This window comes from Streptomyces sp. NRRL S-1813 (genome assembly GCF_000719605.1).
Taxonomy (GTDB): domain Bacteria; phylum Actinomycetota; class Actinomycetes; order Streptomycetales; family Streptomycetaceae; genus Streptomyces; species Streptomyces decoyicus.
The window spans coordinates 44,719-65,067 of the sequence record NZ_JOHB01000008.1 but is presented as its reverse complement, the minus strand read 5'-3'; the positions used below and the strand labels follow the sequence as shown (position 1 = coordinate 65,067).

Annotated in this window: 17 protein-coding genes and 1 pseudogene; 11 read left to right on the top strand and 7 right to left on the bottom strand. The window is 69.6% G+C overall.

What is annotated here, in order from left to right; genetic code table 11:
• The first annotated feature begins 207 nt into the window (after positions 1-207).
• From IF67_RS0114415 to IF67_RS0114405, 3 genes are all read left to right on the top strand, one after another.
• A complete protein-coding gene (locus IF67_RS0114415; RefSeq protein ID WP_030985676.1) occupies positions 208-813 on the top strand; it encodes a TetR/AcrR family transcriptional regulator in 606 nt (201 codons plus the stop codon).
• Positions 814-1,003: 190 nt separating this feature from the next.
• Positions 1,004-1,567 (top strand): GNAT family N-acetyltransferase, encoded by a 564-nt coding sequence (locus IF67_RS0114410; protein WP_030985675.1) that lies wholly within the window; start codon positions 1,004-1,006, stop codon positions 1,565-1,567.
• Positions 1,568-1,798: 231 nt separating this feature from the next.
• The gene (locus IF67_RS0114405) at positions 1,799-2,314 is read left to right on the top strand and encodes a hypothetical protein (protein ID WP_030985673.1); all 516 of its coding nucleotides are present in this window, start codon (positions 1,799-1,801) and stop codon (positions 2,312-2,314) included.
• 55 nt (positions 2,315-2,369) lie between these two features.
• Here IF67_RS0114405 and IF67_RS0114400 read toward each other — a convergent pair whose 3' ends face one another.
• From IF67_RS0114400 to IF67_RS0114380, 4 genes are all read right to left on the bottom strand, one after another.
• Positions 2,370-3,029, bottom strand: a complete 660-nt coding sequence (locus IF67_RS0114400) for a hypothetical protein (protein ID WP_051818047.1) — start codon at positions 3,027-3,029, stop codon at positions 2,370-2,372.
• A gap of 143 nt (positions 3,030-3,172) precedes the next feature.
• Positions 3,173-4,336, bottom strand: a complete 1,164-nt coding sequence (locus IF67_RS0114395; RefSeq protein WP_420708657.1) for a SufS family cysteine desulfurase — start codon at positions 4,334-4,336, stop codon at positions 3,173-3,175.
• 388 nt (positions 4,337-4,724) lie between these two features.
• Positions 4,725-6,107: a family 2B encapsulin nanocompartment shell protein gene (locus IF67_RS0114390; protein ID WP_030985667.1), complete on the bottom strand. Its 1,383-nt coding sequence runs from the start codon at positions 6,105-6,107 to the stop codon at positions 4,725-4,727.
• 854 nt (positions 6,108-6,961) lie between these two features.
• The gene (locus tag IF67_RS0114380) at positions 6,962-7,342 is read right to left on the bottom strand and encodes a peptidase inhibitor family I36 protein (protein WP_030985665.1); all 381 of its coding nucleotides are present in this window, start codon (positions 7,340-7,342) and stop codon (positions 6,962-6,964) included.
• Between the two features lie 723 nt (positions 7,343-8,065).
• On the opposite strand from IF67_RS0114380, the gene putP reads away from it, so the two are divergent.
• The 4 genes from putP (at position 8,066) to IF67_RS0114360 (ending at position 13,998) form a co-directional block, all read left to right on the top strand.
• Positions 8,066-9,565, top strand: coding sequence for a sodium/proline symporter PutP (gene putP / locus IF67_RS0114375; protein ID WP_037839383.1), 1,500 nt, complete (start codon positions 8,066-8,068; stop codon positions 9,563-9,565).
• A 259-nt stretch (positions 9,566-9,824) separates the two neighbouring features.
• Positions 9,825-10,457 carry a hypothetical protein gene (locus tag IF67_RS0114370; RefSeq protein ID WP_234341096.1) on the top strand — a complete coding sequence of 211 codons (633 nt, stop codon included), beginning with the start codon at positions 9,825-9,827 and terminating at the stop codon, positions 10,455-10,457.
• On the top strand, positions 10,454-11,767 hold the full coding sequence (locus IF67_RS0114365) for a sensor histidine kinase (protein WP_030985660.1): 1,314 nt from the start codon (positions 10,454-10,456) through the stop codon (positions 11,765-11,767). The genes IF67_RS0114370 and IF67_RS0114365 overlap by 4 nt, the downstream gene beginning before the upstream one ends.
• Before the next feature lie 164 nt (positions 11,768-11,931).
• The gene (locus IF67_RS0114360; RefSeq protein ID WP_030985658.1) at positions 11,932-13,998 is read left to right on the top strand and encodes a SpoIIE family protein phosphatase; all 2,067 of its coding nucleotides are present in this window, start codon (positions 11,932-11,934) and stop codon (positions 13,996-13,998) included.
• Between the two features lie 142 nt (positions 13,999-14,140).
• Here IF67_RS0114360 and IF67_RS0114355 read toward each other — a convergent pair whose 3' ends face one another.
• The 3 genes from IF67_RS0114355 to IF67_RS0114345 form a co-directional block, all read right to left on the bottom strand.
• Complete coding sequence (locus IF67_RS0114355) at positions 14,141-14,785, bottom strand: LysE family translocator (protein ID WP_030985656.1); 645 nt, start codon at positions 14,783-14,785, stop codon at positions 14,141-14,143.
• A gap of 363 nt (positions 14,786-15,148) precedes the next feature.
• A complete protein-coding gene (locus IF67_RS0114350) occupies positions 15,149-15,376 on the bottom strand; it encodes a DUF6480 family protein (RefSeq protein ID WP_030985654.1) in 228 nt (75 codons plus the stop codon).
• A gap of 57 nt (positions 15,377-15,433) precedes the next feature.
• Positions 15,434-15,625 carry a hypothetical protein gene (locus IF67_RS0114345; protein WP_030985652.1) on the bottom strand — a complete coding sequence of 64 codons (192 nt, stop codon included), beginning with the start codon at positions 15,623-15,625 and terminating at the stop codon, positions 15,434-15,436.
• Between the two features lie 173 nt (positions 15,626-15,798).
• Between IF67_RS0114345 and IF67_RS0114340 the strand changes: the two genes are divergently transcribed.
• The 4 genes and pseudogenes from IF67_RS0114340 (at position 15,799) to IF67_RS0114325 (ending at position 20,302) form a co-directional block, all read left to right on the top strand.
• Positions 15,799-16,932, top strand: a complete 1,134-nt coding sequence (locus tag IF67_RS0114340) for a glutathione-independent formaldehyde dehydrogenase (RefSeq protein WP_030985651.1) — start codon at positions 15,799-15,801, stop codon at positions 16,930-16,932.
• Positions 16,933-17,174: 242 nt separating this feature from the next.
• Positions 17,175-17,585 carry an STAS domain-containing protein gene (locus IF67_RS0114335; RefSeq protein WP_051818038.1) on the top strand — a complete coding sequence of 137 codons (411 nt, stop codon included), beginning with the start codon at positions 17,175-17,177 and terminating at the stop codon, positions 17,583-17,585.
• Between the two features lie 316 nt (positions 17,586-17,901).
• A pseudogene (locus tag IF67_RS39145) lies at positions 17,902-18,450 on the top strand (FMN-binding glutamate synthase family protein); the annotation flags it as partial.
• Positions 18,451-18,568: 118 nt separating this feature from the next.
• Positions 18,569-20,302 carry a thiamine pyrophosphate-dependent enzyme gene (locus IF67_RS0114325; RefSeq protein WP_030985644.1) on the top strand — a complete coding sequence of 578 codons (1,734 nt, stop codon included), beginning with the start codon at positions 18,569-18,571 and terminating at the stop codon, positions 20,300-20,302.
• The last annotated feature ends 47 nt before the right edge of the window (positions 20,303-20,349 follow it).

Sequence of the window (20,349 nt, the reverse complement as noted above, 5' to 3'; positions counted from 1 at the left end):
CGGCGCGGCGGCCGGTGTGCGGCGCAGGTTCGTCTTCGGCGCCTGGTGCGGGAACAGGCCGTGGGGACAGACAGGAGGGGCAGGGCGGGCCATCGGCCGACTGCTCACCCGACAACAGAAACACAGCAACTCCAAAAGTACAACTGCTCCGACTTTCTAGCTGATTGCCTTTGCAATCAAATCTCCCCCAGGGGATAAGGTGGGGGGATGGCGGAGACGACGACCGGGCGCCGTGAGCGCAAGAAGGCCCAGACCAGGCAGGCTCTGGCGGATGCCGCACTGCGGCTGTTCACCGAACGCGGCTTTGACGACGTCGGTGTGCGCGAGGTGGCGGAGGCGGCCGATGTCTCGCTGAGCACGCTCTTCAAGCACTTCCCCAGTAAGGAAGCCCTCGTCTTCGACCTGGACGCGGACGTCGAGAGCGCCCTGGTCGCCGCCGTTCGCGACCGAGCCCCCGGTCAGCCCGTGCTGCACGCCCTGCGCGACCACATGGTGCACACCCGAACCGTCGTGCGCACCGACGACCCCACTTTCGTCCTCGTCGAATCCACCCCCGCGCTGCGGGACTACGCCCGGCGCATGTGGTCGCGCCACGAGAAGGCCCTGGCCGCCACCCTCGCCGAGGCCACCGGGCTCGCCCCGGACGCCCCCGCCGTCACCGGCCTGGCACGATTCGCCCTGGAAGCCCCCGGCATCGCCCGCGCAAGCGAAGACCCGGCCCGGACCATGCGCGATCTGTTCGCCCTGCTGGAACACGGCTGGGCCACCACCCCCCTGGCGCGCCAGGAAGACCTCCCCGGTCAGGGCGAGTGACCGCGACCGGATGTCGCGGCCGCACCGGCTCGGCACCAGGAAATGGCAGGAGGAAGGGCAGCGGGGAGGGGTGGGGCGGCGATGCAGGCTCTGTGGGACGATTCCGCGTGCGGCGCCCGGCGAAGGCAGAGCAGCTCGTGCCGCAGGCAAGCAGGCAGGCTGACGTAGCGGTGTGTACGGGGGTATCCAGGTGTTTGCGATCTCGCTGGGTGATGACGGTGCCGAGCTGCGGCCGCTGGAGCCGCGGCATGCCGAGGAGTACCTCGCCCATATCGACCGGGGCCGCGAGTACATCGGCCAATACATTGCGCTGTCAGACCGCGCCACCGATCTCGCGTCCGCCACGGCGTTCTTGCAGTCGTACGCGGACAAGGCCGCTGCCGACAGCGGTCGTCTCTACGGCATCTGGACGGACGGCGTGCTCGTCGGCGGTGTCCTGTTCCGGACGTTCGACGCCGAGTCCGGCAACTGCGAGGTCGGCTGCTGGCTGGAGGAGGCGGCTGTCGGGCGGGGGCTGATCACGCGCGCGATCCGGGTGCTCATCGATTGGGCGGTCGAGGAACGTGGGATGCACCGGGTGGAGTGGATCGCGGCCTCCTCCAACACCGCGAGCGTCAACGTCGCCAAGCGGCTCGGCATGGTGCGGGACGGAGTGCTGAGGGAGAGCAATCCGTACCGCGGCGTACGGCATGACATGGAGGTCTGGTCGGTCCTTGCCCAGGAGTGGCGCGAGCGGCGCGCATCCGGTCGGTGACCGCTGCCGGCACGAGCCGGCAGGTTCGGGCCGATGATCACCCATACCCCGTGCCCGAGGCCGAGCGCCGCCGCAGTGGAGGACCACCACCGCAGGGACATCTGCGAAACACCCCTCCAACCGCCCCCTGATGCGGAATCATATAACCAAGACGCCTCGCCTCGTCTCAGTCATGAGAGGTGACGTGGCATCAGCAAGGCGCCCCAACGGGCGCCACACAGGGGGAATTTCATGAGGAACGTACAGCGGACACTGCTCGCCGGAGCGTTGACCGGAGCGCTGGCCTTGACCTTGGGAGCGGGAACCGCGGGTGCTTCGGCGCCCGCCGACGGGGGGCCCGGCACCGCGACCGGCGCCACCACCTTCCAGACGGTGAATGCCCGCAGCGGTGACGTGATCACCTGCAAGCTCACCACCCACCTCCCGCACTACTCCCACCACGCCCACGCCGACAACCGGCACAGGGTGAACGTCACCGCCGACATCAAGTGCACCAAGGGCGTGGCGCGGCTCGCCCTCCGTGTCGGCCTGTACAAGAACGGAAGCCTGTACAAGCAGAGCGGGACCAAGGCCAATGCCGGAAAGAACAAGGTGAGCCAGAACGCCGCGCGCCGCTGCGTCAAGAGGCAGAAGTACACCGGGTACGCCGCCGGCGTGGTCACCTTCCCGCCCGGGTACACCCCGCACACCAAGCAGGTGAAGCACACCAGCGCCACGGTCCGTATCAACGCCTGCAAGAAGCGCTGACCGGACTTCACACCGAAGGCGCCGATCCTTCCGCGGCAGGCGCTCGACGAACGGCTCAGCCGATCCGGTCGTTGAGCGCCACCGGGAACACTTCGAAGAGTGGTTCGCCCGCCAATCGCTCCGCCAGGCGGGCGGACCCGCCGAGGTAGGTGGAATCGAGGTCCACGTCCGTGGCGACACACCAGGCCCGGTCCTGCGGCCACCACAGGTTCGGCGCCTGCGGAAAGAAGACCCCCGCACTCCGGTCTCCCAGAGCCATTGCCGCCTCGATCGGCCCCTCGTACAACGCGTAGGCGCGTCCGCTCAACTGCACCCGTGGCCCCTCGTCGTGGAGCCAGCCCCACCCTTCCCAGAGCCCGAAGAGGCACTGCCGCGGGGTGCTGGTCTCCGTCGCCAGCAGGGCGCACAGCGCCGCCAGCACATGCTCGGGCAGCGAACCCTGCCACGGTGGCTCGTCCCCCGGACCGGCCACCTCCTCGAAGCGTGCCAGAGGGTGCAGCGTGCGGCCGGACCGCTGGGCGACCTCCACCCATCGCTCGAAACGCCCCTCCGCCGGCTCGCTGGGATGCAGCAGCCGTACATACGCCTCGAACCCGGCCGGCAGCAGGGCCTGCACACCACTGTCGAACGCGCCGACCCCGTTCTCGATCCAGCGGGCGGACGACAGCTCATCGACCCGATGCGGCGGCCGGGTCTCGTCTCGTGACCACGTCATGACTTTCGCTCCCCCTCATCCCTGGCAGGTCCTCAGTATGACCCGGGGCGATGCCACCGGCTGAGTTATCCACAGGGCCGGGTTCCGGCGCCGGCGTTGCCGACCGGATGGGTTCGGTCGGCAACGCCGGACGGACAGTGGGGTCAGGCGGCCTGCTGTAGTCGGTGCAGCGATGCCACCAGCTTGTCCACCTCCTCGGATGTGTTGTAGAGCGCGAGCGAGGCACGGGCCGCGCTCTCCAGGCCGTAGTGGGCCAGCGCCGGTTGGGCACAGTGGTGGCCGGCCCGGATGGCGATGCCGTCGCGGTCCAGCCAGTCGGCGATCGTTGACGGCTCGTGGCCCGCGAGGGTGAAGGTGAGTACGGCGATCCTGTCGGGCGCGGAGCCCAGCAGTTCAAGTCCGGGGACCGTGGCCAGGGCTTGTTGTGCGTATGCCATCAGCGAGGTCTCGTAGGCAGCGATGGCGTCCCGGTCGAAGGAGGTGAGCCAGTTGAGTGCGGACAGCAGTCCGACCACCCCGGAGATGTGCCCCGTACCGGCCTCCAGGAGGTGAGGCACGGGGGCATAGGTGGTACGGGTGAAGTCGACCGACTCGATCATGTTGCCGCCGCCCTGCCACGGCGCCATGTTCCGCATGACCTCCGGCTTCGCGTACAAGGCGCCGATGCCTGTCGGGGCGAACAGCTTGTGGCCGGAGAACACATAGAAGTCGGCGTCCAGGTCCTGCACATCGACCGGGAAGTGCGCCACCGCCTGTGCCCCGTCCACCAGTACCTTGGCGCCGTAGCGATGGGCGAGCGCGGTCATCTCACGCACCGGCGGGACGGTGCCGAGCACATTCGACGCCTGGCTGACCGCCACGAGCTGGGTGCGCATGGAGAGCAGATCGGCGTACGCGTCGAGGTCGATCTGCCCGTCCGGTTGCAGGGGTACGGGTACCACCCGGGCCCGGGTCTCCTTGGCGATCAACTGCCAGGGGACGATGTTCGAATGGTGCTCCAGTACAGGCACCAGGATGTCGTCCCCCGGACCGAGGTTGGCCCGCCCCCAGGTCTGGGCGACCAGGTTGATCCCCTCGGTGGTGCCGCGTACGAAGACGATGTCGTCCGGTGACGCCGCGCCCAGGAACTGGGCGACCGCCGCACGGCCCGCTTCGTACGCCTCGGTGGCTTCCCGGGCCATCGTGTGCGCACCACGGTGGATGTTGGAGTTGGCGGATCCGTAGAAGCCGGCCAGTGTCTCGATCACCTGGCGGGGCTTCTGTGTGGTGGCCCCGTTGTCCAGCCAGACCAGCGGGTGCCCGTTCACGGTCCGGTGCAGGATCGGGAAGTCCCGGCGCGCCAACTCGGGTGAGAAGGCTGCGGGCTGCCCGGGGAGACCAACGGGCTCTGTAGGTACGGGAGTTGCGTGTGCGGATGGAATGGAGGGCTGTACGGGGTGAGTGGCAGACGGGGCAGCCGTGGCGGCCGGGTCGGCGGAGACCGGGCCCGTGACCGGGGCTGTGAGGGAGTCCGTGACCATGCTCGTGGACGGGTCCGTGACCGAGGCCGTGGACGGGGCCGTGGACGGGGCTGCGCCCGTGACCGTGCTCGTGGCCAGGGCCGCAGCCAGCACCGTAACAGGATCGGCAGACATCAGGCCGCCGGCCGGAGCGTCCGGAGCCGGGGCCGCACTCGGCCACAGACTCCGGGGAACGTCAGGAGTAGTCATGGTAGTTGGAGACCTCGACGTTCTGGAGCACGGCCAGTGCGTCCTCCACCAGCACCGCGGTGTTGAAGTACGCCGTCATCAGGTACGACGTGATGCCCTTCGGGTCGACGCCCATGTTCCGCATCGACAGGCCGGGTTCCACCTCGTCCTCCACCTTCGCGGGACGCAGGCCCACCACGCCCTGCTCGGCCTCGCCCGTGCGCATCAGCAGGATCTCGGTGGTGCCGATGCCCGCACTGCCGGAGAACCGCACCTTGTCGGAGGGGAGCAGCGGGACGCCACGCCAGGTCAGCAGCGGGCTGCCGAACCGGTTGTCGATGATCGGGGGCACGCCCCGGCGCGTACACTCCCGCCCGAACGCGGCAATGGCCCTGGGGTGTGCGAGGAAGTACCCGGGCTGCTTCCAGACCCGGGTGAGCAGCTCGTCCAGATCGTCGGGGGTCGGGGAACCGGTGCGCGCCTGCACCCGCTGGCCTGGGGCCACGTTGTTGAAGAGACCGAATTCCGGGTGGTTGAGCAGCGCGGCCTCCTGCCGCTCGCGCAGCGCGTGCACGGTCAGGTTGGACTGGGCGCGGGTCTGGTCGATGGGCCCGTTGTAGAGGTCGGAGACCCGGGTGTGCACCCGCAGCACGGTCTGGGCCAGGGTCATGTGGTACTCGCGGGGCGTGTCCTCGTAGTCGACGAACGTCCTGGGGAGCTCGGGTTCGCCGACATGCCCGGCGCTGAGATCGACCGGTACCTCGGCGCCCGGCAGGACCCCGTCCGCCGCGATGTAGGCATCCATCGCTCCCCGCACGGTCGCATCGCGGTCGCACAGCCCGGCGAGCACGCTGCGTTCGACGCACAGTGCCACGCCAGGGGTGAGTGCCCTGACGCGGTAGGGCAGCGGCTCGGAACGGGTCCAGGCGCCGAGATCGAAGAACTGGCCGTCGCCGATCACTTCGAGTACGGCGTCCTCGCCGTAGCGGCCGCTCACCCGCTTCTCGGCGCGGCCCTGGGCGATCACCCACAGCTGGTCGTGCGAGTCACCGTCCTGGGCCAGCATTTCGCCGGCCTCGAAGGTGACTTCGGTGAAGGAGTGCGCCAGTTCGGAGAGCAGTGCGTCGTCGGCGTCCCTGAGGTACGGCAGTTCCCGCAGGTCTCCCGGGACGACGCGGGGCGAGCCGCCGTCGGAGTGGGTGCTGATCCGATCGTCGCCGAGGACGTAGGTGCGGCGGCGGTTGACGCGGAAGACGCCCGACTCGACGTCCACCCAGGGCAGGGCGCGGAGCAGATAGCGCGGGGTGATGCCGCGCATCTGCGGGCTGGTCTTGGTTGTGGTCGCGAGCTGCCGTGCGGCATCCGGGCTGAGACTGGTCTGGTCGTTCACAGGACCCCTCCTCGTCGACAGGCATGCCGTTCGGCCGGTGCACGGCCGAACGACACGCGGAACCCTGATCGTCTTGTCGAAGCCCGTTCGCCCGCAACCAACTGTTTGCCGGCGTCAGGCCTGAAATGCTTGCCGCACGAAATTCGCAATTACGCATGAACGTGCTAATGCTTGCCATTGCGACGCCACTACCATGCGTGCGCATTTCGGAAGCACGTCGCGTCAAGGTGTCGGGCCCTCTCGTCCCGCTTCTCCGGGCACCCGATATGCGACGTGATTTACTCTCATAAGGGTGCTTGGCGATTCCTAAAGGATGGCTTATGCGTGGGGAGTTGACGACCCGTCAGTACTGCGCAAGCACCTACGGGACCTCACGCTCCGCCTCACGCTTTCGTGCCGGATGTGCTGGGCGACGTGCGCTCGATGCGTCTCAGGGCGTCTCGGGCGCGTGCGGCGGCGGAGCCTTCGGCGGTGGCGTAACCGTGGAGAACGGGCAGGGCGCCGGGGGCGTCACAGCTGATCTCCCACCGGTGCCCTGCCGGATCCGCTGCTGTATCGGGGGAGGGAGGCGACAGCCGGCGCGTGGCCCGCAAAGGCATCGGGGTCCTGCTGGAACAGTCGGGCCGCGGCCTCGACCAGCACGGGTGTCGCCGAGGCGTCGAGGCGGCCGTCCCCAGGAGCGCGGGGACCACCTCCTCGGCGGGCGCGTCCGCGTAGGCGAACACCACGGGCAGGATGCATCGCACCGCGGTGTCCGGGTGGGAGAGCCGTGCCAGAAGCGCGGGAAGCCCCGCGGTGAGGGTTCTGGACAGTCCTTCCGCCCACTCACCGACGAGGCCACCACCCTCGGCCTCCTACTGCGGCTTGAAGGAACGGATCTGATAGCTGCCCTGTAGGTTGCCGCCGGCCCCGGCGGGGGTGGACCCGACGCGTGCGTGGTAGTTGGTCTGTGTGTAGTACTGCACCCGATGCCTGGTGCTGTTCCATACGGAACGCACATTCTGTCCCCTCTGGATGAAGGAGCAGTCGTCGGCGGTGTTCGCCTTGCTGGACTGGGACCACTGGCAACGGGTCCCCCCGCCGTTCCAGTCGCTGTAGATGCAGAAGTATCCGGAGGTGCAGCTGAAGGCCGCCGCGCGGGCGGATTGCGGAGGTGTCGCGGACGCGGCGGGTACGGTCCCCAAAGCGGCGGCCAGGGCAGCTGCGGCGACGGCGAACGAGCGGATGCGGCGCATGGTGGAACTCCTTTTCCTCGATTGACGGCCGGAGGGGCGGGGCCGCTCCGGACCGGCTGGGAAGGATCACGCACGAGCAGGAAAGCGACGCCTGGCCGGCGCCACTCGGCGGCCGGCTGCGAAGCGTCACCAGTATGGTTCGCGGCCGTGATGCCCACTCAGGGCATTTCTGGCCGCACCAGGGGCTGTTGGAGCGCGGCGGCGCGGGTCCCCGGCGTACGCCGCACGCACCACCACTCACGCGGAGAGCACCACGACGCGGCCCGCCACAACCTTCACCACCCCGGCCCGTCCCGCTCGCCCGCAGACCCCGGTGGCGGCATGGCGGACCGCAACTCCCCAAAAGCAAGCGGGCCATGGACCACGGTCGGTTCGGTATCACGGTCGGTTCGGCATCACGGGCCGGCCCCGCGAAGTCCGCGGTGAACCGGAAGCCCGCTCGTGACTCGCATCGCGGACGTCATGGCAGCTGAAGGTATTGCCTGTTGTGGGGAACGGCGTCCGGTATGGCCCTGGCCCCCGGCCCGGCTTCGACGCTGTGGCACCTTTGATTGCAAGGGACATCCGTGCAAAGGGGTGCCGCTCCCGATGGGGGATCCGTATTGTCAGCTCGCGCCGGAGCCTTCCCTTCCGGGATTCCTGGTGGGATCCTCCACGGCCCGCGCGATACCCGGCAAGTGTCTGCACCGAGGAGCAGTGGTGACACCCCTGATCGTACCGGTCATGATCATATTCGGCATATTCCTGCTCGCCATGGTGATTGTGGGCATCTGGACGTATCAGGAGACCTTGACGTTCTCCGACTTCGCCCTGGGCGGGCGTCGGCTGAGTGCGCCGCTGGCCGCGCTGTCCGCAGGGGCCAGCGATATGTCCGGCTGGCTGTTCCTGGGACTGCCAGGGGCCGTGTACGCGGCGGGGATCGGTGCCTCGTGGATTGCCGTCGGCCTGGCCGTCGGCACCTACCTCAACTGGCGGCTGGTCGCGCCGCGTCTGCGTACGTACACCGAGCTGGCCGGCGACGCCAAGACGCTGTCGGCGTACCTGGAGGAGCGGTTCGAGGACGGCAGCAGGATGCTGCGCCTGGTCTCGGCGACCGTCACCGTCGTGTTCTTCACCGTCTACGTGGCCAGCGGTCTCCTGGCCGGGGGAGTGCTGTTCGAGGGGATCTTCGGGGGCGGCTTCGAGTTCGCGCTCACCGTCTTCGCCGTGGTGATCGTCGTCTACACCGTGCTGGGCGGCTTCCGCGCGGTGAGTGTGACGCACTCGGTGCAGGCCACGCTGATGTTCTGCGCGGCCGTGGCCCTCCCCGTGATCGGCATCGGACTGCTCGGGGGATTCGGCGCGATGCATGATGCGCTCGCCGACCGGACTCCGGCCCTGCTGGACATGGGAGCCAAGGCCCACTTCGACGGCGCCCGGTGGACGTCCGGTGAGCCGCTCGGTGCGGTGGCCGTGATCTCCTTGCTCGCCTGGGGGCTGGGCTACTTCGGCCAGCCGCACATCCTGGCCCGCTTCATGAGTATCCGCAGCACCCGCGAGATCCCCTTGGCCCGCCGTATCGGTGTGGGCTGGGTGGTCGTCTGTCTGGCGGGCGCCTCGCTCGTGGGGCTGGTGGGGATCGCGGCGCTCGACCAGCCGCTGGAGAATCCGGAGACCGTCTTCATCGAACTCTGCGCCCAGCTGGTCAACCCCTGGATCGCGGGCATCCTGCTGGTCGCCGTGCTGGCCGCGGTCAAGTCCACTGCGGACAGCCAGCTGTTGGTCTCGGCGATGGCCCTCACCGAGGACTTCTACCGGGCGTTCGTCAAGCGGCGGGCCTCGGATGCGGCCATGGTGCTGGCGGCTCGTGTGACGGTGGTGGTCGTCGCGCTGGTGGCCTACGCCATCGCCCTCAGCGGCGGCGCCGTACTGGATATCGTCGCGTACGCCTGGGCGGGCTTCGGTGCCGCCTTCGGCCCGGTCATCCTGCTGTCGCTCTACTGGCCGAGCATGACGCGGGCCGGGGCGATGGCCGGCATCGTGACGGGAGCGGTCACGGTCGTCATGTGGAAACAGATCGATCCGCTCCTCGGGCCGCTCCAGTCGGGCATCTACGAGATGGTGCCGGGCGTGCTCGCCGCCACCGCGGCGGCGCTGGTCTTCGGGAAGTTCGTCGGCCACCCTCCGCGCCGCACCTGGTCGGGGCCCATGGAGAGGAAGGCCACCGCGGTGCCGGTCGGCTGAGTCCGCGGGTCGGTACGGCCGGCTGCCGGGTGCGGAGCCGTGCCCCGGCCGGCGCGGAGGGCCCGCCGCTGTGACTGCTCGTCCGGTCGCCGGACGCGGGGTGCGGGGTGCGGCTCCGGGGGCGGGGCGCATTATGATCCGAAGAGGCTCAGCCCGCACCACGACTGGAAAAGATGTGCCTCTCCGCCGCTCCTTGTCGCCCCCCGGGTATGTACGGGTCACGTCGTTCGCTCTCGCAGCGACGGGCATGGTCGCGCTGTTGAGCAGCTGTGCGGGGAGCGGAGAGCCGCAGAGCGCCGGCCGCACCCCGGCCGCCTCCGCCCCGGTGCGGCTGTGGCCCGAACGGAAGCCCGCGCCGCAGCCGGAGACCGGAAGGGGGGAGAACCTTCCCGCGGCCGTTCCCGGGGTGCCCCGCGTGCCGTCCGGGGACATCCGCAAGGCGAATCTGCTCACCGTCGTCAAGGCGCAGGTAGCCGCCGGTTCCGCCCTGGGCGGCGGGCCGCAGTTCGACTCCGGCACCACGAAGAAGATCGACGCCTGCGCCGCCGAGCCGGCGCATTGTCCGGTACGGAAACCCCAGTACCGCGACCTCACCGGCGACGGGAAGGCCGAACTGATCGTCGGCATCGAGGCTCCGGCGGACCACTCCCTTGCACTGTGGGTCTTCAAGCTCGACCACGGAGTGGTCACCCGGGTCATGGACGCCGGCGCGACTCCGCTGTCCGTGGAGGTCGCGAACGGTGATCTGATCCTGCGGGAGCCCACGGGCACGCCCGGGTACGACACCCGCACGGTCTATGCATGGGACACCCGGACGCAGACCATGGCCCTGCGGTCGATGGAGTTCGATCAAGCGGACTCCGCCACCCCCGTCCCGGAACGCGCGCGGTGAACGCCGGCCGGCCGCGGACGCGGCTGCACCTCCCCGCCTGGACGGCGACCCTCTACTGGAAGTTCGCCGTCTTCGTCCTTGTCATGTGCTGCGTCCTCGCCACGGTGGTCGGCGTCCTGGTGCACGTCCTGGTCGGTAGGCAGACCGAGAGCCAGGCCCGCACCGCGGCCCTGTCCGAGCTGGACTCCGCCGCGGAGTCGTACGTCGCCGGGGAACCCCTCGGGCGCAACGCCGCGGTGGACCCCGCGGACCTCCCCGCCTCCCTCCGCACCATGGCGCTACGGGGCGAGCGCGGCACACAGCTCGCCGACCACAGGGGCCGACCGGCGATGTGGGCCGTTGCCCCCGCCGACGGCAAGGCGCTGGCCGTCCATATCGACTACACCCAGCGCGACGCCGCGATCCGCGGGCTGGACCGGTCCATCGTCGGCTCCTCGGCCTTTGCGATCGGCCTCACCCTCGTCGTCGGGCTGTTCGCCGTCTCCCGTATTACCCGTCGGTTGCAGCACACCGCCCAGGTGGCCCGCAGAATCAGCACCGGTGATCTCGACGCCCGGGTGGACGATCCCCGTGTCCTGCGACCCGCATACGCCCAGGACGAGGCCGCCGCGGTGGCGGCCGCACTGGACGCGATGGCCGCCACGCTTCAGAGCAAGCTGCACAGCGAGCAGCGTTTCACCGCCGATGTGGCCCATGAGCTGCGCACCCCGCTCACCGGGCTGCATGTGGCGGCAGGGCTGCTGCCGCCCGGCCGCCCGGCCGAGATGGTGCAGGACCGCATCCGGACCATGAGCCGGCTGACCGAGGATCTGCTGGAGATCTCCCGCCTCGATGCGGAAGTGGAGCAGGCCGACATCGAGGTTCACCGGCTGGGGCCGCTGGCCGAGCGTGCGGTGCTGGCCACCGGGCTGGAGGCCGAGGTCCGCATCACGCGGGACGCCCGGGTGGAGACCGACCAGCGCAGGCTCCAGCGCGTGCTGGGCAACCTCGTCTCCAACGCCCACCGGCACGGCCGGCCGCCGGTGGTCCTGACCGTCGACGGCCCCGTCATCACCGTGCGGGACCACGGGGACGGCTACCCCGACCAGCTTCTCGACCACGGCCCCCAGCGCTTCCGCAGCCAGTCCGGCAGCGGCCGCAAGACCGGCCACGGTCTCGGGCTGACCATCGCCGTGGGACAGGCGCGTGTCCTCGGTGCCACGCTGCGGTTCTCGAACGCGCCGGACGGCGGAGCCGTCGCGGAACTCGTCCTCTCGCCGCCGGTCCCGGGGCCGCGGCTTCCCCAGCCGACGGGGAGCGGCGACGCCTAGAAAACGGCGCCGTTTCACCAGCTCGGCCCGGGTGCCCGTGGCCCCTGGCCCGACCGGCCGTCGGAGTGTCCACGTCCGGGCGACAAGCGCAGAATGAAGGGAGCCGCTCAGCCGTCCGGCGGGGCGGACCGGCCACTTTGCGCGGCGGGTGGAAGGGAAAGCCGGTGCCATCAGATCGGCCGAGCGACGAGAAGGCCCGTGGTCCGCTCTGGTCCGAGCCCGGGTCGCTGCTGGAACATGTGGCCGTCGCCGTGTTCGGCATCGATGACGTCAACCGGATCTGCTACTGGGGCCCCGGTGCCCAGGAACTCTTCGGCTACCACGCCGCGCAGGCGCTGTCGGAGCCCGGCGCCCTGCTGCTGCCCGGGCCGCCCGGGGGAGGCCCCGACGCCTGCACCCGCATGGCAGAGCGGGGCCGGACCCTGGGCTACTGGCGTGGCCGTCTGCACGCCACCCATCAGGACGGCACGGTCTTCGACTGCGGATTCCGTGTCTTCCCGGTGACCGGCGTCGCCGGAGGTTCGGTGGTCATGGCCCTGGCGAGCCGCGGCGACGAGCTGGACCGGGTGAAGACCAACCTCGCCTTCCTCGATGCCCTCTTCGAAACCTGCCCCATCGGCCTGGCCATGTTCGACGAGGAACTGCGTTACCTCCACCTCAATCAGGCGCTCGCCGATATGAACGGGCTCCCCATCGAGGAGCACCTCGGGCGGCGCCTCGCCGAGATCATGATCACCTCGGACGGCGGTGAGTACGAGCGCATGCTGCGCGCCGTCGTCGCGGAGGGCAGGCCTGTGGCGGGGGTGCGGGTGGGGATGCGCACCCGGGGCCATCCGGACCGGGACAAGGTCCTGTCGGTGAGTTTCTTCCCGCTCACCCAGGCCGTGGGCACGCGCCAGGGAGTGGGCGGTCTGCTGGTGGACGTGACCGACCGGGAGCAGGCCATCGTGGAGGCGACCGCCACCCGTCAGCGGCTGGCGCTGCTGGACCGGGCGTCCGCCCTGATCGGCACCACCTTGGATGTGAAGGTCACGGCCCAGGAGCTGGTCGAGGCCGCGGTTCCGGACTTCGCCGACGCAGCCGTCGTGGAACTCGTGGAGTGGATGGACGAGAGTGCGGCGTTCGACCCGGCCCTGCCGGTGAACACCCGCCGAATCGCCTCCGGCACCGTCCTGCCCCCTCCCGCGACGGAAGTGGTGAGCGGGCTGGAGACCGTGCACTACGCGCCGGGCTCCGCCATCCACCGGATGCTGCGGACCGGCCGTCCGATCTGCGTACCGGTGAACCAGGACTTCATGGTCCGGACCGTGCTGAACGACGCGCGCGCCCGGTTGCTGGCCGACAGCGGTCTGGACTGCCTCCTCCTCGCCCCGCTCATCGCCCGGGGCACGGTGCAGGGCATCGCAGTATTCGGCCGTTCCGCGGCCAGACCGACGTTCACCGAGGAGGACCTCAGCCTGGCCGGCGAGCTCGCTTCCCGGGCGGCGCTGTGCCTGGACAACGCGCGGCTGTACAGCCGGGAGAGAAACATCGCGCTCACCCTCCAACGGGCCCTGCTCCCCAGCTCTCTGGTGACCGGCCCGTACATGGACATCGCGCACCGCTACCTCCCCGGCAGCCGCGTCACCGAGGTCGGCGGCGACTGGTACGACGTGATCCCGCTGTCCGGCCACCGAGTTGCCGTGGTCGTCGGTGACGTCATGGGACACGGTGTGTCGGCCGCCGCGGCCATGGGCAGGCTGCGGATCGCCGCCAAGGCGCTGGCCCGGCACGACCAGGAACCGGACGAGCTGCTCACCGAACTCGACCAGTGCGCCGACGAGGCCGGCATCGAACTCGCGACCTGCCTCTACATCCGCTACGACCCCACCACCGGACGCACCCGGATCGCCAGCGCCGGCCACCCTCCGCCCCTCGTCCTCCGCCCGGACGGCCGGACCCAGCTCATCGACGAAGTGCTGGGGGTCCCGCTCGGCGTCGGCGGCTGTCCCTTCCGCACGACGGAGATCGAGCTGCCCGACGACGCCACCCTCGTCCTGTATACCGACGGCCTCATCGAGGCACGGGGCCACGACATCGACGAGGGGCTGAACGCACTCCGTACGGAACTGGGCCGGCCCGCGGCCTCGTTGGAGGCCATGGCGGACGGCATCCTCGCGCGGCTCGTACCGAGTTCCCCGAGCGACGACACGGTTCTGTTGCTCGCCCGGGTGCACCGTATGCAGCGGTGACGGCGCGCGGCGACAGGAAGCCGGAACCGGCCAGGTCCCGGAGACCACCCCACGTGATTCATGACAGCCCACGCTGACCTTGCCGGTGCTCGTGAGACAGGCCCCGGCGCCGGCTGCCGTCCGCCCAGCGGTCGCGTCGCGGTCAGTCCGCGCGGCCGGTGGCTGCCACCGTCACACCCAGACCGATCATGGCGAAGCCACCAGCCCCGCCGATCATCGACAGACGGCGTTCGGAACGCGCGAACCAGTGGCGGGCCGCCGAGGCCGTCAGCCCCCATACCGTGTCCGTGATCAGGCCGATGCAGATCGGGACCAGGCCCAGGATGAGCATCTGGGCGGGCAACCCGCCTGCCGCATGATCCACGAACTGGGGAAGTACGGCGGCGAAGAACACGATGCCCTTGGGGTTGGTGACGCCGACCAGAATGCCGTCGGCGATCGTCCGCAGATCGCCGCGGGCAAGCTGTCCGGGCTTGTCCACAGCGCCCATCTTCATGTCCTTGCGGTGCCGGAACGCTTGGACTCCGAGGAAGACAAGGTAGGCCGCGCCGGCCAGTTTCACGGCGAGGAAGACAGCGACGGACTGTTCGACCAATGACCCGAGACCGAGCGCCACGGCGGCCACCAGCAGATAGGAGCCCAGCACATTGCCCAGGACCGTCGCCAGTGCTGTGCGGCGGCCGTGCGCCAGAGCCCGGCCGATCACGAACAGCACACTGGGTCCCGGAATCACGATCACCAGCAACGACATCGCCGCAAACGCAAGCAGCCGGTCGGTCGACACCATCTCTCTCACCTCGGCGACCATTGAATCAGCTGAAACGCGATTCCTCACCTACTCGTCCGTCGATGAGCCGCCCCGGCCCGCAGGTGGACGGGCCGGCTCCCGCCGAGGCCTGGCCGAGCTCATGCGGAACGGGGCGCCCTCGCGCGTACCGTCGAGCAGGAGGGCGCGGATCGCGGATATCGCGCCGGCCACCGCGGTGTCGGAACCCACCGGGCTGGTCCCGCCCCAAGTCGGCGCACAGCCAACGCCGTTCGGGCCGGGCTCGTCGGATCTCGCGCCGTGATGGCGGCCGGGCCGCGGGGGAGGGGGCTTAACGGGCCCCTGCTGCCCTCTCGGGCCGTCGGCGCCCGGGCCCGCCGGCGGTCACAGCGCCACGATCACGGCGTATGCGATGAAGAACGCTGCGCAGAGCACGACGACGATGCCGAGGATGATGACCGGGCCGGTGGCCCAGCCCCGTGTCTGCTTGTCGCGGGGGCCGGTCTCCGCCCCCGTGCTGCCCTCGCCGGGCGGGGTTTCTCCGGGCGGCATGCCACCAGGGGGGACGTCGGGGGTGCGGTGTGGGTCCGGGTCGGAATGTTGGGCGCTCATACCGACAGTTTGCCCGATTTCGACCGAATTGGTTGCCCCGGCCCGTCGCCTCGCCGGTCAGCGGTCGGCGATGTCCTCGCGGAGGCCGTCGGAGAACTCCCACCACGACAGGGGGAGCCAGTCCCCGTTCACGAATGCATCGACGGTGGCGCCGCGACCGCGGACGGTGACCGTCGTTCCGGGCGGGTACGAGGCGCCGGACAGGCCGAGCACGGGGACGAGCAAGGTCCCGAGCCGCTGAGCTGCCATGTGTCGCCCTTCCTCTCGTTTCTCGGTGCGTGCGACATTGCGACACCCGGAGTGGATATTCGCTCTCACATTACCGGCTTGCCCCGTCTCGTAGACCGGAGAATCATGAGTGATAGGTCACGTTAAAAGTGGAGAAATGCGCGTGTTCTTCGCCGAGCGGGAGGTGGCAGCACATGAAAGGCGTCGTCTACAAGGGGCCGTTCACGGTGGCGGTCGAGAATGTCGAGAGGCCCAGCATCCAGCACCCCAACGAGGTGATCGTAAAAGTCACCTCAACGGCGATCTGCGGCTCGGACCTGCATATGTACGAGGGGCGTACGGCGGCCGAGCCGGGCATCGTGTTCGGTCACGAGAACATGGGAATCATCGAGGAAATCGGCCAGGGCGTCACCTCCCTCAAGGAGGGCGACCGTGTGGTCATGCCCTTCAATGTCGCCTGTGGGTTCTGCATGAATTGCGTCGAGGGATTCACCGGATTCTGCCTGACCGTCAATCCGGGATTTGCGGGCGGCGCTTACGGCTATGTCGCCATGGGCCCCTGGGAGGGCGGCCAGGCGGAATACCTTCGCGTTCCCTACGCCGACTTCAACTGCCTGAAGCTGCCGCCGGGAAACGAGCACGAGACCGACTTCATCCTGCTCGCCGACATCTTCCCCACCGGCTACCACGGCTGTGAACTTGCCCAGGTACGCCCGGGCGAGAGCGTCGCGGTGTACGGCGGCGGGCCGGTCGGGCTCATGGCCGCCTACTCGGCTCTCCTCCGCGGAGCGAGCAAGGTCTTCGTCGTGGACCGGGTTCCCGAGCGGCTGGAGAAGGCCCGGGAGATCGGCGCGGTTCCGGTCAACTTCTCCGAGGGCGACCCGGTGAAGCAGATCAAGGACCAGACGAAAGGCATCGGCACGGACAAGGGCGTGGACGCCGTCGGCTATCAGGCGATGGCGCACGGCGAAACCCGCGAGGAACCGGCGACCGTCCTGAACTCGCTCGTCGACACGGTCCGGGCCACCGGTGCCCTCGGCGTGCCGGGCCTGTATGTTCCGGCCGACCCGGGAGGCCCTGACGAGCAGGCCAAGCGGGGCATGCTCCTCGTATCGATCGGCAAGCTCTTCGAGAAGGGGCTGCGGATGGGTACGGGGCAGTGCAACGTGAAGCGCTACAACCGGCACCTGCGCGACATGATCATCGAGGGCCGGGCGAAGCCGAGCTTCGTCGTCTCGCACGAACTCCCCCTGGACCAGGCGCCCGCGGCATACGACAAGTTCGACAAGCGCATCGAGGGCTACACGAAGGTCGTCCTGCATCCGTAGACCTGGCGGCCACGCCACTTCGACGCGCCACTTCGACGCGCCACTTCGACGCGCCGCTGGGACGGGCCGGTCCCGGGCAGGACCGGCCCGTCGTGCTGATCCCACGGCCACCGCCACCGCCACTGTCACGCCGCGCGCTCGCAGGCAGCTGTGGGACCCGGACCCGGCACCCCGGCCGGCTCTGTCTGAACCCATGACGACGGGGTACGCGAGCTCCACTGGTCCACAGAAAGGCGGAGCTCGTGTCCCAACCGAACGCGTTGAACGTCGAAGTGAACGTCACCGAGCCGGAAGTGGCGGTGGTGACCGTCTCAGGGGACCTGGACGGTGAGACCGGGACCTCCCTGCACCACCAGCTGGCCAACCAGATCGTCCACGGCAGGCGGTATCTCGTGCTGGACCTGCGCGCCGTGCCGTTCATGGACTCCTCGGGGCTGAACATCATCATCCGCGCCTCCAACGAGACCAAGCGTCTTGACGGGAGCCTGCACCTCGCGGCGGTGTCCGATGTCGTGCTGCGGCTGCTCGATCTGACCGGGATCAGCGTGAGCACCCCGGTCCACGCGAGCCCCCAGGACGCCCTCGCCGAGATCGCGTCACAGCAAGCGGCCGGGCCCGAGCCGGCGGAAGGCATCCACTCCGCGCAGCGCTGACCTCGCCTGCCGTATGGCACTTGGAGTCCAGATCTGCCCACGGCCTGTCCGTGCCTGCCCGCAGGCGCATGGACGGTAGCCGAGTGACCCAGGAGTGTGATGGTGACCACGAGCCGTGGTGCCGAAGACGCGAGGAGGGACCGTGACGCGCGGTCACCGCACCCGGCGGCACGTCCCCCGCACCGCCCTTTCCGCCGGCCGGCGGTGGGAGGGCTTCTTGTCCTTGCCGCCTGCCTGGTGGTGCCGGCGCTGCTGACGTCGCCCTGGTGGTGGCTGCCGGCCCTGGTCCTCATGGCGCTCGGTGTGCTGGGCGTAGCCCTACGACATGGCGCTGCTGAACGTCTCGGCGATGAGTTTCGGATCCCTGTCGGCCAACGCGATCCTGGCCCTGAACAGGGGAGCCGCCATGGGCGGATTCGCCCACGACACCGGTGAGGGCGGACTGTCCGAGTACCACCTGCGCTCCGGTGGCGACCTGGTGTGGGAGCTGGGTACCGGCTACTTCGGCTGCCGGACCGCCGAGGGCGCTTTTGACGCGTCGGAGTTCGCCCGCGAGCACATCAAGTGCGTGTCGCTGAAGCTCTCCCAAGGCGCGAAGCCGGGCATCGGCGGTGTGCTGCCGGGGAACAAGGTCACGGCCGAGATCGCGCGGGTGCGTGAGGTGCCGCAAGGCCGGACGGTGATCTCCCCGCCGTACCACCAGGTGTTCTCCACCCCACGTGAACTGGTCACCTTCATCGCAAAGATGCGTGAGCCGGCGGGTGGCAAACCCAGGGGGTTCAAGCTGTGTGTCGGCTCCCGACGGCAGTTCCTCGCGGTCTGCAAGGCCATGCTGGAAGAAGGTGTGACGCCCGACTTCATCATTACCTGTACGACTTGGCCTGCCCCGGGGGTGCTGCTGGCCGAGCCGCCGCGTGACTGGGCCGCGGACTGGACCGCGGCCGACCCTGACCACTTCAGTGTCTGAGAAAGGACCCTTCTCCATGGCGCGCACCGTCGCTCACGTCCTCGTCGACTCGCTGGCCCAGCTCAAGGTCCGGCAGGTCTTCGGAGTGGTCGGGGACGCCCTCAACCCCCTGACCGACGCCCTCTCACGATCCGACGACCTGGAATGGGTCGGTTGCCGGCACGAGGAGGCCGCGGCCTTCGCGGCCGGAGCCCAGTCCCAGCTGACCGGCACCCTGGGCGTGTGCATGGGGACCGTCGGCCCCGGTTCGGTGCATCTCCTCAACGGCCTCTACGACGCGGCGAAGAGCCACACCCCGGTTCTGGCCATCGCCGGACAGGTACCACTGGCCGAGATGGGCAGCGATGCCTTCCAGGAGGTGGACAACGACCTGCTGTTCCGCGATGTCGCCGTCTACCGCGCGACGATCACCGCACCCGACCAGCTGCCCGTGATGCTGGAGAACGCGGTGCGCGCGGCACTGGCCCGCAAGGGCGTGGCGGTCCTGACGGTGCCCGCGGACCTCGGTGACCGGGAGGTTCCGCACGACCGCGCGCCGCGGTTCTCACTGCCGCCCTCCAGCAGCCGGCCGGATGATCCGGTGCTCGACGAGGCCGCCGAGGTTCTGAACGCGGCTGAGCGGGTCACGCTGCTGGTGGGCACCGGCGCCCGGCACGCGCGCACCGACGTGCTGGAGTTCGCCGAACGGCTGGCCGCGCCGATGGTGCTCACCCTGAAGGCCAAGGAAGGCTTCGAGGACGACAATCCGTACCAGGTCGGCCAGACCGGGCTGATCGGCAACCCGGCGGCGGCCAAGGCCCTGGACGACGCCGAAGTGCTGGTGCTGCTCGGCACGGATTTCCCGTACCGGGAGTGGTATCCGGCCGGCAAGAAGGTCATCCAGGTCGACCTCGCGCCCGAGCACATCGGCCGACGGGTCCCCGTGGACGTCGCCCTGGTGGGCGATGTCGGCCCCACCGTGCGCGGCCTGCTCGGCCGGCTGACCGGGCAGCCGGGGACATCCCACCTCGACCGGGCCCGGGACCGGTTCGACAAGTGGTACCGCTCGCAGCTCAAGCTCGCCGTTCCCGATCACGACCAGGGGCTGATCGGCAAGGCGCGCTCCACTTTGGACAACCGCGACCATCTGATCCGGCCCGAGGCGCTGGCCAGGGCGGTCGACGAGGCAGCGGCCGACGACGCCGTCTTCACCTCGGACACCGGTATGGCCACCGTGTGGCTCTCCCGCTTCATCCAGATGCGGGGGACACGCAGGCTGCTGGGCTCCTACAACCTCGGCTCGATGGCCAACGCGATGCCCCAGGCCCTGGGAGCACAGTTCCTCGACCGGGACCGGCAGGTGGTGGCGTTCTGTGGTGACGGTGGGCTGAGCATGCTGCTGGGCGATCTGATGACCCTGCGCACCTACCGGCTGCCGGTGAAGCTCGTGGTCTTCGACAACCGCCGGCTGGGCATGGTGAAACTGGAACAGGAGCAGGCGGGCCTGCCGGAGTTCGGTACCGAACTGGACAACCCCGATTTCGCCGCGGTGGCCAGGGCGCTGGGCATCACGGGCATCCGCGTCACCGACCCCGTCGACCTCACTGACGGCGTACGCGAGGCGTTCGACACCGACGGCCCCGTGCTGCTGGACGTGCTCACCAATCCGGACGAGATCTCCCTGCCTCCCAAGCCGACGGCGAAGCAGGGCTGGGGCTTCGCCATGGCGAAGGCCAAGGAGTTCCTCCGCAGCGAGGGGGGCACCGGCTGATCCCTCTTATGTGCCAGGGCCTGTCGTTGGACCAGCCGGGCCCGCGC